Below are 14484 nucleotides of genomic sequence, written 5' to 3'. Positions count from 1 at the left end.
GATCTCTGACAGATGTGTTCTGGCTCGAGGACTCCCGCCTCGAGATGCCGGCGGCCACGAAGTCGGTTCGCGGAATAGAGAGCGCGACTTTGCTGCCAGTCGTTGTCCATCCGAGGCAGTTCCGTACGTCGTTCTGGTGACGGGCCAAGCTCGGCCTCCGGGAGGCGTGGCTCGGCAAGATCAGACGAGGAACCACTACCGGATGGAGCGTTGCGCGGTGGAGAAGGCATGAAATACATGTTGATGATCTGTCTGGACGAGGGTGCTGCGCTCCCGGCTGAGCAGCAGGCGGCTGTGGAGCAGGCGACGTTTTCCTGGGTTGAGGAGATGACCCGCCGGGGGGTGCGCTTACAGGGGGACCGCTTGCGTCCGGTGAGCGACGCCACGACGGTCCGGCTGCGGGGCAGAGAACTGGTCGTAACCGACGGCCCCTTCGCCGAGACCAAGGAGCAGATCGCCGGGTACGACATTCTCGAGTGCGCCGACCTCGACGCAGCGATCGAGGTGGCCTCCAAGCATCCTGTGGCCACCTACGGCACCATCGAGATCAGGCCGTTTTGGCCTTTGGCCCCGACGTGACCGAACCAGGCACCCGCAACTCGGCAGTGCAAGCCGTGGTGAGTGACACGTTTCACCGGGAGTGGGGACGCGTGGTCGCCACCCTCATTCACCGCACTGGCGACTGGGACCTCGCTGAGGAGTGCGCCCAGGAGGCTTTCGCCCAGGCGGCGCACACGTGGCCCCGCGACGGCGTGCCGGATCGTCCCGGGGCGTGGCTCATGACTGTGGCCCGCAATCGGGCCATCGACCGGTTGCGGCGCGCCGCAGTAGAGGCCACCAAGCGGGAGGAGGCGGCCGTGCTCGACGATCCCCACGACCAGACAAGCTCCGGACTCAACGGTGACCGGGGCGGCGTGCCTGACGAGCGGCTGCGACTCATGTTCACGTGCTGCCATCCGGCCCTCCCCCCAGAGGCCCGGGTTGCCCTCACGCTGCGTACCCTGGCCGGCCTGACGACCGCGGAGATCGCACGGGCCTTCTTGATGCCCGAGGCGACGATGGCAAAGCGTCTGGTCAGGGCCAAGCACAAGATCCGCGACGCCCGCATCCCGTACCGGGTCCCGCCAGCTCACCTCCTCCCAGAGCGCACCCATGGCGTGCTCACGGTGGTGTACCTCCTGTTCAACGAGGGCTACGCAGCCAGCACCGGAAGCGACCTGGTGCGCGTCGCGTTGTGCGATGAAGCCATCCGCTTGGGCCGCTGTCTGGTCGAGCTGATGCCGGAGGAGTCGGAGGCGGCCGGATTGCTTGCCCTGATGTTGTTTCAACACTCACGGAGGGACGCTCGGGCTGACGAGACCGGTGACCTGATGACCCTGGAAGACCAGGACCGCTCTCGGTGGGATCGAGAGGAGATCGCCGAGGCGACCACCATCCTCACCGGCGCCCTGACGCAGGGTCGAGTCGGCTCGTATCAGGTCCAGGCGACGATCGCGGAATGCCACGCCACGGCCTCCACCGCTTCTTCGACCGATTGGCGGAGGGTCGCCAGCCTGTACGGGGAGCTGGCGCGACTCGCTCCCTCTCCGGTCGTCGAGCTCAATCGGGCGGTGGCGGTGGCCATGACCGAAGGACCAGCCGCCGGGCTGGCTATCCTCGCCGTCCTCGAAGCCACCGACGACCTGAAGGACTACCACCTGTTGCCGGCGACGCACGCCGATCTGCTGCGACGCCTCGGCCACCTGGAGGAGGCGGCGGCCCAGTACCGCGAGGGGCTGTCGCTCGCTCGCACTGACGCCGACCGCCGCTTCCTCGCCCGCCGGCTCTACCAGGTCACCGACCGGCGGGCTGACACGGGCTGACCTCCGGCCGACCAACCGCCCGGACGGGCCAGTCTCCACATCGCACAGTGTCACCGGCTGACCTCGGTCGCGCGGAATCGCACCTCGTGTAGGCACAAAGAGTCGCGGTCCCTCCCGAATTTTTGCGGCGAGCACTGTCCATCTTGCCGAGATGCTGCGTCGACGGGACAAGACTCCATCGAGAGGAGAAGAGAATGAACACCACAGGCCGAATCAGCCAGATCCAACTGGTGATGATTCCATCGACCGACCAGGACCGATCGACCGCCTTCTACCTGTCGCTGGGCTTCGAGAAGCGTTCGGACACCCAGTGGGGCGACGGCTACCGCTGGGTCGAGGTCTACCCCCCGGGCAGCACGACCGGCATCGCCCTCGTACCCCCGGGCTCAGAGGACCCGACGGGGGTGCAGACCGGCATCATCCTCGACACTGACGACATCGAGTCATCCCACGCACAGCTGAAGGCGGCTGGAATCGATGTCGACGACCAGGTCGCCCGTGTGGGCTCGCCGGCTGAGATCCGGATCGGCGCCGTCCAGCTCGCAGGACCTGTTCCGCCGATGTTCTATCTGCGGGACCCAGATGGGAACGCCCTGTTGGTCGTCCAACCGGGCTAGGCAAGCACCGAGGAGCGCCCGAGGGCGCCGTCGCGGTAGCAGGGGTGGACTCGGTGTGTCGGGGTCGGCGCTGCCAGCGAGGCGGCGGTACCTGGCGATGATGTCGGGAACCTCGTTCCTTGAGTCGCTCTTCTGCCCCGAGTCAGGCGGGCGGGGCAAAGAACTCCAACGCGATGCCATCAGGATCCCGGAAGCTGACGCCCGATCCGTATGTCGCGTCCTTGATACCTCCGTGCTGGATACCGAGTTCGTCCAGCCGCCGCGCCCATTGCTCCAGTTGCGCGCGGTCGGCGCATCCGAAGCCGACATGGTCGAGTCCGACTCGATACTCGGTGAAGTCCTCGTCTGGCGCGGCCGTTCCGTGCTGGTGCAGCCCAACGAGCGTACCGTTACCCACCAGGTACACGGTGTGGTGGAGGTCGGGATCGGTGTCCTCGTCGAGCACAGGCTTGGCATCGAAGAGCCCTTCGTACCAGGGCACGCTCACGGTCAGGTCCCGCACGGTGAGCGCAACATGGGCGAGGGGTGGAAACTCTGACATGGGATCCCTCCTTGGTTATATATCAGATCCTAGTTCCCACTCTTCTCTGGACGCGCCATGTCATCCGGCAGATCCGTCACTGCCGCAACTGGGTGAGGAAGCTCTGCTGGGTGACGGCAGATGTGCGGGTGAACGGACGAAGGGCTCGACGGTGCCGTAAGGTCGTGTGGCGCGATTGGCGTCCTTAGGGTGGATGCGAGGTGGCCGGCATGGCAGTCACGGGCATGGCGAACCTGGCGGTGAAGGTGATTGATCTCGACGCCGCCTGCGCCTTCTACGAGAAGGCCGGCGCCGAGGTGCGCGACCGGATGACGTGGCGGGGAAGCGAGCGGGCCGACGTTCACCTGGGTCCGGTGATGATCACGCTCTTCACGCGGGCGATCTACGAGGACCAGGTGGAGTTGCCCAACGAGGGGTTCCTGCACCCGGCGCTTCTCACCGACGACCTCGACCAGGAGCTCGAGGGGTACGAGGTCGTCTTTGGGCCCGAGGTCGTCGAGGGCACCTTCGGGAAGCGCCGGATCGCTTTCGTCAAGGCGCCAGGCGGGATGCGGCTCGAGTTCATGGAACAGCTCGAGCCGCCGATCGCCGGAGCTGCGCCCTGATCGATGCTGCGCGGGGTCTAGTCCTGAGCGCGCCCGTCGACTCAGCCCGTGGGGAGAGCCGGCCACAGCTCGCGTGGGAGCTGTATCGCCATGGCGACATCGATCAAGCGGCTGACCGCGATGTAGGCCTTGGCAGCGTCACGATCGCTGGGGAACAAGGCGTAGAGATATGAGTGTGAGATATCAGCCCGTTTTGCGATTGCGGCGGTCGTCGCCCCGTGGAATCCCCACTCGGCGAACTCGGTTCGCGCGGCAATGAGGGCCGACTCACGTCGATGATCAGCATCCGAGAGGTGACGGCGATAGGCAATCGGCATGGCGTCGCGACAGTAGTCCCAATCGATGAGACGTGAGCGGGTAATAACGTTCTAGATCGCCCGCTTGGGGGATCGACGCGCGCCGACAGAAGGCGCACACTGACCGTAAGGACGTCACGGCTGGACCCCCCCGCCGGGGCACCGGCGTCTGGTGCTGGGGCGGCTCCGTTCTCCGCCGGGCGGAGCCGCGCTCCGGCTGTCGACTTCCTGAACGCTCACCTTGGTCGCGGTCAGGACGACCGAACGTCGACCGGACATCGCCAGTCGTAACTAGTCATCGGGGGGCCTCATCCACCGCGATTGCCTATCGATGCGACCGTCCGGACCTGCCACACTTTGAATTGGCGGAGCCCAGCGCAAGTGGCAGTCATGCCTGTCGTGCTGAGCTCCACGCGGACGGTGCCGGTGATCGAGGGGGGGGTATGCCCGGACTCTTGTCCGGGTGGAATGTTGTGGCGGGAAAGACGACGTAGTGCCGAGGCGGCCCCGCGAGCAGCCGGCCAGAGACGTGCTCTGGGTGTGTCCCCGCGGACATCTGGTCGAGTTCTCTGAGAGCCGCTGCGCGGCCTGCCGCAGCGAGGCGGACAAGAGCGAGGCGTCGGCGACACACGGGGCCCGTCGCGTGCCGTCGCTGGTCGCCCTGGGAGCGGGCGCTCTGCTTCTAGTGATCATCACGGTCGCGGTCAACTTCGGCGCGGGCTCAGACAGCGCTTGGACGGCGAGCACTTCCCCTGACGCGACGACCACGCCGACCACGGCTGCCTCGAGGATGACCGCCGCAAAGACCGCTCAGACCGCGGCGTATGAGGACGGACGCGGATATGGGCAGTCGCTCAGGCAGGAAGGACAAGTTCCCGAGGCCGTGGCCTGCGCGCAGGCGCCGCCAAACTGGGAGACCGATCTGGCGCCGGCTTGGTCGAACGGGTGTCGGGACTCCTACGGCTCACGACCAAACGGCGGCCCGGTCCCCTGACGCCCGAGGCAGCCCGGGGACCGGCGGCAACCCGTGCTACAGCACGAAATGGAAGATGCCGGCGTACGTGGCGGTGAACGTGACCCCGAAGATGGTGGAAGACAGCGCCGCGAGACCGACGAGACCCCGAGTTCTGCCTGAGTAGCGGAGGAACCATGTCATCAGCACACCTCCCACCAGCACGCTCCCAACGACGAAGCCGATGACCCGACCACCTTGGGCGAGCGGCCTCGCCCAGCGAGCCCGCGGCGAGCTCGCCTGGCGGTCGACCCATGTGGCCAGTCGGCTCGGCTCCCCCCTACTGAAGCGCTCGTACGCTCGGATTGCCAGCAACGCCAGCAAGAAGCTGGCGATGCTATAGACAGCCGAGAAGAGCACGAAAGCGAACCACGCTCCGGCGAGCTTCGTCACCGCCCCGATAGGGGCGGCGAGAACCAGGTCGCTCGAGAGCCATAGCGCGATGATCACGCCAATGCCTGCGACGCCTCCGAGCAGGCGATGAGCAGGCGACCAGGCGGGCGCCGCTGGTGCCTCCGCAGCCTGCTCAGACACCGACGGGCTCCCTCTCCGGGTCCTGCCAGATTCTCGAGGGCATCTTGGAGAGCTCGACCGGACCGAGCGGTGTCGAGAAGTAGAAGCCCTGCGCCAGATCACACCCGAGACTGGCGAGGGCCCTGGCCCCCCCGCAGGTCTCGACGCCCTCGGCGACCGTGCCCAGACTCCGGGCCTTGGCGAGACCGATGATGCTGGTCACGATGTGGGCGTCGCCACCGCTCTCCAGGGCCGAGATAAATGAGCGATCGATCTTGAGCTCGTCGACCGGAAACTGCTCGAGGTACGCCAGCGACGAGTAACCGACGCCGAAGTCGTCGATCGCCAGACGAACGCCCATTTCCTTCAGCTGACCCATCCGCGCCGTGGCGAGCTCCACGTTGACCGGCGAGAGACTCTCGGTGAGCTCCAGCGTGATGTCGCCCGGGTCGAGGCTGTGTCGACGGAGGGCACTCGCGACCTGCTTCGAGATGTCGGGGTGCTCCAGCTGGCGGGTCGAGAGGTTGATGCTCATACGGAACGATCCGCCGGGATGCATCCGCTTGTACTCACCGAGGGTGGCGCATGCGTTCTCGATCACCAGCTTCCCCACCGACATGATGACCCCGGTCTGCTCGGCCATGGGAATGAACACGTCCGGAGGCACGAGGCCCCGCGTCGGGTGCTGCCAGCGCGCAAGTGCTTCCGCACCGATCAGCGTGCCGCTCCGGAGATCGACGATCGGCTGATAGTGAGCGAAGACCTCGCCGCGCTTGACGGCAGTGGCAAGGTCGTTGGTAAGGACCAGACGGGTGGAGGTCTCGGTTCGCATCTGCGGATCGAAGAGCTGGAGCCGCCCCTTGCCCCGGAGCTTTGCGCCATACATGGCCTGGTCGGCATCACGCAGCAGCCCCTTGACCGTTCCATCCGTGTCCTTCGTCGCACCCGTCAATGCCACGCCGATGCTGGCTCCTATTCGAAGCTCCCGCCCCTCGAGCGTCACCGGCTCACTCAGCGCCGCCAGGATCCTCTCGCCCAGGCGCCTGGCTTCCCGCCTGCCAGAGACGCCCTCGATCAACACTGCGAACTCGTCGCCCCCCAACCGGGCGGCCAGGTCCCCTGGACGGACGCAACGACGCAGTCGGTCGGCCACGTCGATCAAGAGCGCGTCACCGAGCAGGTGGCCCATGCCATCGTTCACCGTCTTGAAGTCGTCGAGATCGATGAAAATCACCGCCGCCCTCATGGTGGCGTCGAGGTTACTGAGCGTCGCCGCGAGCCGTTCGATGAACAGCGACCGGTTTGCGAGCCCTGTCAACAGGTCGTGGAGTGCCTTGTAGCGAAGTTCGTGCTCGAGCGCCTTACGATCGGCGATGTCGCGTCCGTTGAGGACGATGCCACGAACCGCCGGATCGTGGCGCAGATCCGTGATCGTCGTCTCGACGCTGATCCATCGCCCAGATGCATGTCGCATCCGAAGCTCGATGGGCGTCTCACGACCCTTCGAGCGCCCCGTCGAGATCAGTCGGACCGCGTGTCGAGCGTCGTTGACGTGGAACAGCTTGCCCAGGGGGCTTCCCGTCAGTTCATCGGAGCGGTAGCCAAGCAGCCGGAAGACCGAGGGGCTCAGGTAGCTGAACTGGAGCTTGTCGTCGACGACCATCACGACGTCTCCCGCGTGCTGCACGAGCGAGCGGAAACGGGCTTCACTGTCCGACAGTTGAAGCTCGGCCAGCTTCCGATCCGTCACTTCTCGGGCGTGGATCACCGCTCCACCGATCTCCTCCTCTTCGGCCAGGTTCTGGGCGTGGAGCTCGAACCAAGCGTAACGCCCGTCGCCCCGGCGCACTCGGAGCTCGGTGCGGCCGGTCACCGCCGCGGTGGCCCACGTTCGGTCGAGCAGGGCGACCGCTTGAGCCCGGTCGTCGGGGTGAACGCGGTCAAGCGCAGACCGGCCCAACGCCTCTTCCTCCGGCACCCCAAGGATCGTCCGGATGGCCGGGCTGACAAAGCTGACGAGTCCATCCGTGCCGACGACGATAACGAGATCGGATGACTGCTCGACCAGGGCACGGAACCTGCGCTCGGAGCGACGACGGGCGACCTCCTCCGTGAGGGCGGCACTCTCCAGGGCCAGCGTCACATGTCCGGCTAGCAGCTCGATGGACTGACGCAGCTCGAGCCCGATGGTGCGCGGTGAGACGATCGCGAGCACCCCACGTGGATGCTCTCTCGCCTTCAGCGGAACGAGAAGCAGACTGGTGAACCTGCTCGGGCTCAGGCCCAACCTCGACGCGACGATCGACGCCCCCTCCGGTTCGATCAGACACGACCCGCCGGACATGACCGCGTGCCTCGCCGGCGCCGGTAGCTCAGCCAATGCGACGCTGGCACTCTCGAGGACGTCTTCATCGAGCCCCAACCAGCTGCCGAAGACAAGCCTCCCGTCCTGACAGGTGGCAGCACTGACGCACGCCCCGCTGCCCGTGATCTGGGTGAGCGTAGCCGCCGAGAGCGCTGCGACGTAGTACAGCTGGTCCCGATCTGTCGACATGACCAGCGCCTGGCCGGCCTCACGGAGCAACCGCTCCCGATTCGCCTTGCGCTCCTTGGCGTGGACCAGGCCCGCCATGCGGGCCACCGCCAGCAAGCCGAGTACCACCGAGCCGACGATCAGGATCGGAAGGTCGAAACGTACGTCCAGAGGAAAACCAGCCGCGAAACCGACGGGGATGACCAGGAACGCAGCACACAGGACGGCCAGGCGCCTCGAGGTCAGTTGGATCTCCCGGGGCGCCGGTGGCTCGGTCAGACGAGAGACCGAGGGGTGAAGCCCTGCCAGCGCGAACAGCACGAACGTAAGGCAGGAGATCGCCGACACTGGTACGGAACGATCCGACCCTCCCGTCTGGATGCTGATGAAGGTATCCGCCAGCAACACACACCCGAGCGCGGCAGCGAGAAAGTAGTAGCTGGGGATGCGCAATCCGGATCCGACCGCCAGTCGGGTCGCCCCTGCGATCGCGAGCAGGTCGAAGACCGAGTAGACGATCTCGAGCGCTCGCTGATCGCTGGCCACCTGCGATGCCTGGACGGCCGGTGCGAGTACGAAGGCCCACAAGAACACGCCGACCACCGCGGTGATCATGAGCGCGTCTATGAGATTGTCCCTCTCGGCATCTGATGAGCGGCGGCGCACCAGCACTATCTCGCCGGTCAGCAGGGTCACATACCCGCCCAAGAAGAAGGGATCGGCGATCGACGGGAACGGAGCGGGGGCCCCGGACGCGACTCTCCAGCCCACAAGGATCGCATTCCCAGCGACGAACAAGACGCCGGCGAGCACGAACCATTGCCATGGTCTGGGATCCACAAGCCGTCGGCAAGTCCGAACATAGACGGCAGTGACTGCGAGCAGGCCGACGATGACAACGAAGATGCCCTGCACGTCCGCGGGCAATACGGCCGCCGTGACGACGAGAATGACACCAACGCCCGCCAAGCGGCCCCACGTCTTGGAAGCAACTGGAGCCAACTCGAAACCCCCTACCTGCAACGGACGCTACCACCCAGCACTACTATCTGCTGAACGGGTAGTTCTCCCACATCGGACGTCTCCTGCAGACTTGCGCAGCAACAGGGGGGAAAATGGCATTCGTAGAGACCCGGCTTAATAGCGTCCAGACGGTACAAACCGTCACGCTCGCCGTCGCCGAGGAGTTTCTAGACATATACCGCTCGGCGTTTCTCTCGTTGGAGCGGCTCGCGCCGGCGCGACAGGCGCTCACGGACGACGAGTTCATGATGGAGATGCGGGACGAGCGGGTCCTCAAGTTCGTGTGCAAGGATCGGGCCGAGGACACGATCGCTCTCGGCTTCATGGCGGCTGATCTGTCGGTGGTGCCGTGGATCAGTCCGCCGTATTATGAAGCGAGGTTCCCCGATCATTTCGCACGCGGAGCGATCTACTACTTTGGCTCTCTGTTGGTCCGCCCTGATCGACAAGGTGGCTCCTGGGCGACGATGCTCTTGACTGAAATGTCAAAGCGCGTCATGGCTGATTCAGCGATCGCTGCCTTCGATTGCTGCGCCTACAATGTCAGGGTCTTGCGCCTGCCGGAGCTCATTGCGACGGTCGGGCAGCGGTTGGGAACGGTTGAGACGGTCGAGCTCGATTCGCAGCAGTACTTCGCCTACCTCTTCTCTGAGCTGTGACACTCATCACCCACCCGTCGCGTGCGCAGCTGCCGCGTCAGATCAGCGCCAGCACGCGTACGATCGCCCTGACGTCCGCGGTCGGTAGTGGCGCCACTGTACTGAGCGCCTTCGACGCGGCGTTGGACAACGCGGGCATCGGGAATTTCAATCTGATCCAGCTGTCCTCGGTGATTCCGGCCGGGTCATCGATCCTCGATCTTGACGGCGCGGCGGCGGCGGTGACGGGAGAATGGGGCGATCGACTCTACGTCGTGATGGCCAAAGCGGAGGTCGACCTACTCGGCGAAGAAGCGTGGGCAGGGATTGGCTGGGTTCAACAGCAACACAGCCGCAAGGGCCTCTTCGTCGAGCACCACGGTTCTGCCAAGGCTGATCTCCAATCGGAGATGGTGAACAGCCTCGGGTCGATGTGCGAGAAGCGAGGCGAGCAGTTCGAGTCAACCCGTTATCACCTGCGGGGCACTACTTGCGCCGGTAAGCCCGTTTGCGCCCTGGTCGTGGCGATCTTCGAGCCACAGGCCTGGGTGTCGGATTGGGCGCCCCCGCCTGGCCTTCAGCCCCTCTATCTGGCCGGGCCGGGCGAGGTACGGAGCCAGTCCCAGGTCACGCACAGTGTCGCCGGGAGCATCCGGCGCGCTCAGGCCCGTTGGCGCCACCGCCGCACCTGAGGGGTCGAGCATGCGGGCGATCCCGTCGCCCGGCCATTCGTTGACCGACGTCAGCTGACCGCGGGGTCCTCGTGTCATCCAATTGTCAGGTTGGGTGCGGTAGACCAAGACTGTCATGAGGATCCTGTTGGCGGAGGACGATGAGAGCCTCCGATCGGTCGTCGAGCGCGGCCTCCGAGAGGATGGCTACGTCGTGGACGCCGTGACCGACGGTGACCAGGCCAGCGCCTACCTTCGCTCCTACGACTACTCGGTCGTCATCCTCGACTGGCGCATGCCGAAGAGATCCGGCCTCGACGTGCTCACCGAGGCCCGGTCCCGGCGAATGGCTACGCCGATCCTGATGCTCACCGCGCGCGACACGACAACGGACCGGGTGACCGGTCTCGATGCCGGCGCGGACGACTACCTGATCAAGCCTTTCGACTTTCCGGAGCTGCTGGCCCGCATCCGAGCCCTGCTGCGCCGCCCCCCGGAGGCCCACGCACCCCGCCTCTCGTGTGGCGACGTCGTCTTCGACCCCGCCAGCCGGTCGGCGACAGTCGGAGCGGAAGCACTCTCGCTCACCACGACCGAGCTGTCGATCCTCGAGTTGCTGTTGCGGCGGGCACCCGCTGTGGTGGGACGCCGGTCGATCGCCCTCCAGGTGTGGGACGAGGAGGCCGACGCCGTAGGGTCCAACACCATCGACGTACACCTCGCCCGCCTGAGGGCCAAGCTCTCCCGAGCCGCGGTCAGCATCGAGACCGTACGGGGTGTCGGCTACCGGATGGTGCCCTCGTGACTTGGTTGCGCTGGAGACCCCGCCTCGGACACGCCGCCCGAGTCGCAGCGATCACCACGGCGGTGATCGCCGTGGTCTACGTGGTTGTGGTCCTGGCTCTCGATGTGCTGGTGGGCCATCGTCTCACCGGGGAGCTTGATCAGCGACTCCACGAGAGGCTGGCCGACGCCCGACACCAGGTGCCGCCCCTCCGGTCCGAAGCCGACCGGGAAGACGGCGATCCGAACGAGGCTCCGGTCTTCCTCTGGACCGCCGGCCCACAAGGGCCAGGAGTGGCAGTGACTCCGAACGCTCCCTCTCTCCCCCGCCGATCCTGGTCGACGACGCATCCCACGACCGCAACCTTGGGCTCGGGCACCTTCCGGCTGGCGGCGTCGCCGCTGGGGGGCCATTGGGCGGTGGCCGGACAGAGCTTGGCCCAGGCCACCCACGTGAGGGGGATCCTCATTGCCTCCGAGATCCTGGTCGGTCCCGTACTGCTGGCCGCGCTGTACTTCGGGTCCCTGGCCATCGGGCTCAATGCCTCGGCGCCGGTCGAGCAGGCCCGCCGGCGGCAGTTGGAGTTCACCGCCGACGCCTCTCATGAGCTGCGCACTCCTCTCAGCGTCATCGAGGCCGAGGTGGGGCTGGCCCTCCGCAACCACCGTGACGCCAGCTACTACAAGGCCAGCCTCGAGCGGGTCGCAGGCGAGGGCAGACGCCTGAGGCGCATCGTCGATGACCTTCTGTGGTTGGCTCGGTTCGACTCGGAGCCGTTGCGCCCGGGCGAGGAGCCACTCGACCTCTTGGCCGTCGCCGAGGACTGTGCCGGCCGATTCGTTCCCGTCGCAGCCGCCCGAGAGCTGCGGCTCTCGGTCGAGCACATCGCCCCGACTCCGGTGCGGGTCAAGGCCCCGCCTGAGTGGATCGACCGGCTCATTGGCGCGCTGCTCGACAACGCCTGTCGCTACTCGAGCATCGGCGGCGTGGTCCGGGTGGTGGTGGGACAATCCGGGGGTCGGGCGTTCTGTGCAGTGGAGGACAGTGGCCCCGGCATCCCGCCCGAGGAGCGAGGCCTGCTGTTCGAACGCTTCCATCGGGCGACGGACCAGAAGGGAGGGGCCGGCCTCGGGCTGGCAATCGCCGACTCGGTCGTGCGGTCGACGGGTGGACGCTGGAGCATCGGCGACGCCCCCACCGGCGGAGCTCGCATGGAAGTCTCGTGGCCATCCGGCACTGGCGGTGACTCCAGCCCTGTCGACAGTGTCGTCAGCCCCCGTGACCGTGGGGAGACGTTGCCAGGTAGCTGCCCACCCGGCCGAGAAACCACCAGCCCAGGAGGGCACCCGCCAGCAGGCTGACCACCAGCGCCCAACGGCGGGCGCTGGCCCTGGGCCAACGGCGTCCCGCCCGGCTGATCCAGTCCTTGGGGGCGAAGCGGGCGGTCTCCGTCAGGTGGCCGAGGACGTGGATGGTCATGGCGCCGAACCACAACACGAAGCTGGCCTTGTGCACGAAAAGGAGGCGTTGTCGCCAAGGGTCGGCGACCAGCATGAGACCCACCCCACTGCCCAGCACCACCGCGGTCAGGATGACCACGAACGGTCCAAGGAGACGGAGGGCCCATGCGGGCGGGCCCTTTCGGCGGTAGGCGGGCACCCCCTGGTAGTAGCGCAGGAAACGGTACAGCGTGCTCCCGGTCTTGAGCGCCACCGGGGGGATCAAGAGCATCCCGACGAAGACGTGGGGACTGAGCAGCGACCGGATCGACAGGATCGTCGCCCCCTCGATGGCGAGAAGGGCGATCAGCAGGGCGGAGTTGGACCCGGTGAGCCGAGCGTTGCCCTCGACGCCGGCGTCAACGTTGCCCTCCCCCGTGCTTGAACGGGGCCCGGACGATATCGGGGGTCGGGTCACGGTCGATGTCCTCTCGTGGCAAAGCTACGAGAAGTTCCTGAAGCCAACATGAAGGCCGAGACGCGCCCGGCTTCATGTCCCCGTAAGGCTCGACCCTTACGGTCGGACACATGGATCAGCGAGGCCTCGCCCGGCGACCGCACCCGGGCCGCGCGATGCAGAGCACCGACCGTGATCAGGCCCTGCGTCGGCTCAGGAGGATCACCAGGTCGCTGGCGGTGGCCAGCGTTGCCGCCGTCGGTGCCGTGGCCGCCTACGTCGCCCACACGACCCCCGGTCACGCCAGCGCCCCGGCACCGGCGAGCCCCGCTACCACGTCACCCGCAGCCACCTCTCCCTCAGCCGCGGCTCCCCAGCCGACCTCCCCCCCCACGACCTCGTCGCAGCCGGCAGCGCTGGCCCCACCGTCGACCATGCCCCAGCGGGCCACCAGCCACTCACACGTGGTGTCGGGCGCTACCTAGCCGTCGGTACTGGCAGCGTCACACGACGGCGTTGAGGGCTCAATACACCCAGACCTCCGTGCCGATGGGCGCCAGGTTGTTGGACCAGATCCAGTCGATCGCCTCATTGCTGACGCGGGCACAGCCGTGCGAGACCGGGTACGGAGGTACGTCGCTGTCGCCGTGCACCGCGAATCCGCCGTCGAAGAACTTGGGCCGCCAGAGCTGGCCGAGACTGTTGGTCACCATCCCGTCGACCTGCCGGAAGACGTGGAACTGGCCGACGGGCGTGTCGGCGACCGAGGTCGTCCCCTGGTCGGTGTACGTGTAACCGCCCCCCGTCGAGGTGTTGAGCACGTACTGGAGCTTGCCGTCCGAGACCAGCATCAGGAGATCGCGCTGGAGGTCCACCTCGATCACGTGACCCGATGTGCTGCGGGGATGCGGAACGACACCCTGGGCGATCGCCGCGCTCGTGGCGGGGCCGACGAGACCGTCACGACCGAGACCAGCGGCCTTCTGGAGGGCGTAGACAGCCTGCGTGGTCGTATCGCCGAAGTGCCCGTCGGGGGCTCCCATCCAGTAGCCCATCGAGGTCAATCGCTGCTGCAGGGCAAGGACGGCCGGCCCGCTGGAACCGGGACCGAGGGGTGCGGGCGCGGGCGCCGGAGCTGGCGGAGTGGCCGGTGCGCTCGAGAGCCTGTTCGTCGGTGGCACGGTGGTCGGCGGCACGGTGGTCGGCGCAGGCATCAGCGTCGAGGGCGTGGTGGTCGGTGCGGCCCCCGCCGCTGGGCTCCGGGAGCGGCCGGACGTCGGCACCGCCTGGTTGCCTGAGCTGCCACAACCGGCGACCAGCAGGGCCGCGAGGGTAGCCCCAGCAAGGGCCGGCGCCGTGGTCCACCATCGCGACCCGGGCACCAGCCGAGATCCTCGACGCCCCGCTCCCATGCCCCGTCGACTCCCAGCGATCATCGCCGCTCCCTGCTGCGGCTTGCCCAGAGACAGCATCCTACAAGCGCCCCGTGGCGC

The 14484-nt window shown here is 66.9% G+C and carries 15 protein-coding genes; 9 read left to right on the top strand and 6 right to left on the bottom strand.

What is annotated here, in order from left to right:
* Positions 1-228: 228 nt before the first annotated feature.
* The 3 genes from VGF64_10830 (at position 229) to VGF64_10820 (ending at position 2479) form a co-directional block, all read left to right on the top strand.
* Complete coding sequence (locus VGF64_10830; GenBank protein ID HEY1635243.1) at positions 229-579, top strand: YciI family protein; 351 nt, start codon at positions 229-231, stop codon at positions 577-579.
* A gap of 38 nt (positions 580-617) precedes the next feature.
* Positions 618-1862, top strand: coding sequence for an RNA polymerase sigma factor (locus VGF64_10825; GenBank protein HEY1635242.1), 1245 nt, complete (start codon positions 618-620; stop codon positions 1860-1862).
* A 194-nt stretch (positions 1863-2056) separates the two neighbouring features.
* Complete coding sequence (locus VGF64_10820; protein HEY1635241.1) at positions 2057-2479, top strand: VOC family protein; 423 nt, start codon at positions 2057-2059, stop codon at positions 2477-2479.
* A 142-nt stretch (positions 2480-2621) separates the two neighbouring features.
* On the opposite strand, the gene VGF64_10815 is transcribed toward VGF64_10820, so the two are convergent.
* A complete protein-coding gene (locus tag VGF64_10815) occupies positions 2622-3020 on the bottom strand; it encodes a VOC family protein (GenBank protein HEY1635240.1) in 399 nt (132 codons plus the stop codon).
* Between the two features lie 209 nt (positions 3021-3229).
* Between VGF64_10815 and VGF64_10810 the strand changes: the two genes are divergently transcribed.
* A complete protein-coding gene (locus VGF64_10810) occupies positions 3230-3625 on the top strand; it encodes a hypothetical protein (GenBank protein HEY1635239.1) in 396 nt (131 codons plus the stop codon).
* Positions 3626-3666: 41 nt separating this feature from the next.
* Here VGF64_10810 and VGF64_10805 read toward each other — a convergent pair whose 3' ends face one another.
* The 3 genes from VGF64_10805 to VGF64_10795 form a co-directional block, all read right to left on the bottom strand.
* Positions 3667-3942, bottom strand: a complete 276-nt coding sequence (locus VGF64_10805) for a helix-turn-helix domain-containing protein (protein ID HEY1635238.1) — start codon at positions 3940-3942, stop codon at positions 3667-3669.
* Positions 3943-4951: 1009 nt separating this feature from the next.
* On the bottom strand, positions 4952-5467 hold the full coding sequence (locus tag VGF64_10800) for a hypothetical protein (GenBank protein HEY1635237.1): 516 nt from the start codon (positions 5465-5467) through the stop codon (positions 4952-4954).
* Positions 5460-8981 carry an EAL domain-containing protein gene (locus VGF64_10795; GenBank protein ID HEY1635236.1) on the bottom strand — a complete coding sequence of 1174 codons (3522 nt, stop codon included), beginning with the start codon at positions 8979-8981 and terminating at the stop codon, positions 5460-5462. The genes VGF64_10800 and VGF64_10795 overlap by 8 nt, the downstream gene beginning before the upstream one ends.
* A gap of 113 nt (positions 8982-9094) precedes the next feature.
* Between VGF64_10795 and VGF64_10790 the strand changes: the two genes are divergently transcribed.
* The 4 genes from VGF64_10790 (at position 9095) to VGF64_10775 (ending at position 12456) form a co-directional block, all read left to right on the top strand.
* Positions 9095-9661, top strand: a complete 567-nt coding sequence (locus tag VGF64_10790; protein ID HEY1635235.1) for a hypothetical protein — start codon at positions 9095-9097, stop codon at positions 9659-9661.
* Positions 9658-10332, top strand: a complete 675-nt coding sequence (locus tag VGF64_10785; protein ID HEY1635234.1) for a pyruvoyl-dependent arginine decarboxylase — start codon at positions 9658-9660, stop codon at positions 10330-10332. The genes VGF64_10790 and VGF64_10785 overlap by 4 nt, the downstream gene beginning before the upstream one ends.
* Positions 10333-10447: 115 nt before the next feature.
* Entirely contained in the window at positions 10448-11116 is a 669-nt protein-coding gene (locus tag VGF64_10780) for a response regulator transcription factor (protein HEY1635233.1), read from the top strand.
* Positions 11113-12456, top strand: a complete 1344-nt coding sequence (locus VGF64_10775) for a HAMP domain-containing sensor histidine kinase (GenBank protein HEY1635232.1) — start codon at positions 11113-11115, stop codon at positions 12454-12456. Before VGF64_10780 ends, VGF64_10775 begins: the two co-directional genes overlap by 4 nt.
* Here VGF64_10775 and VGF64_10770 read toward each other — a convergent pair.
* Positions 12365-13012: a hypothetical protein gene (locus VGF64_10770; protein ID HEY1635231.1), complete on the bottom strand. Its 648-nt coding sequence runs from the start codon at positions 13010-13012 to the stop codon at positions 12365-12367. The two genes, VGF64_10775 and VGF64_10770, sit on opposite strands and share 92 nt — an antisense overlap.
* Positions 13013-13122: 110 nt before the next feature.
* On the opposite strand from VGF64_10770, the gene VGF64_10765 reads away from it, so the two are divergent.
* Positions 13123-13476 carry a hypothetical protein gene (locus VGF64_10765; protein ID HEY1635230.1) on the top strand — a complete coding sequence of 118 codons (354 nt, stop codon included), beginning with the start codon at positions 13123-13125 and terminating at the stop codon, positions 13474-13476.
* A 39-nt stretch (positions 13477-13515) separates the two neighbouring features.
* On the opposite strand, the gene VGF64_10760 is transcribed toward VGF64_10765, so the two are convergent.
* A complete protein-coding gene (locus VGF64_10760; GenBank protein HEY1635229.1) occupies positions 13516-14427 on the bottom strand; it encodes a L,D-transpeptidase family protein in 912 nt (303 codons plus the stop codon).
* Between the last annotated feature and the right edge of the window lie 57 nt (positions 14428-14484).

It is taken from the genome of Acidimicrobiales bacterium (assembly GCA_036491125.1).
In the GTDB taxonomy this organism is placed as follows: Bacteria; Actinomycetota; Acidimicrobiia; order Acidimicrobiales; family AC-9; genus AC-9.
The sequence above is the reverse complement of the archived record's forward strand: the minus strand, read 5'-3'. Positions and strand labels throughout refer to the sequence as shown.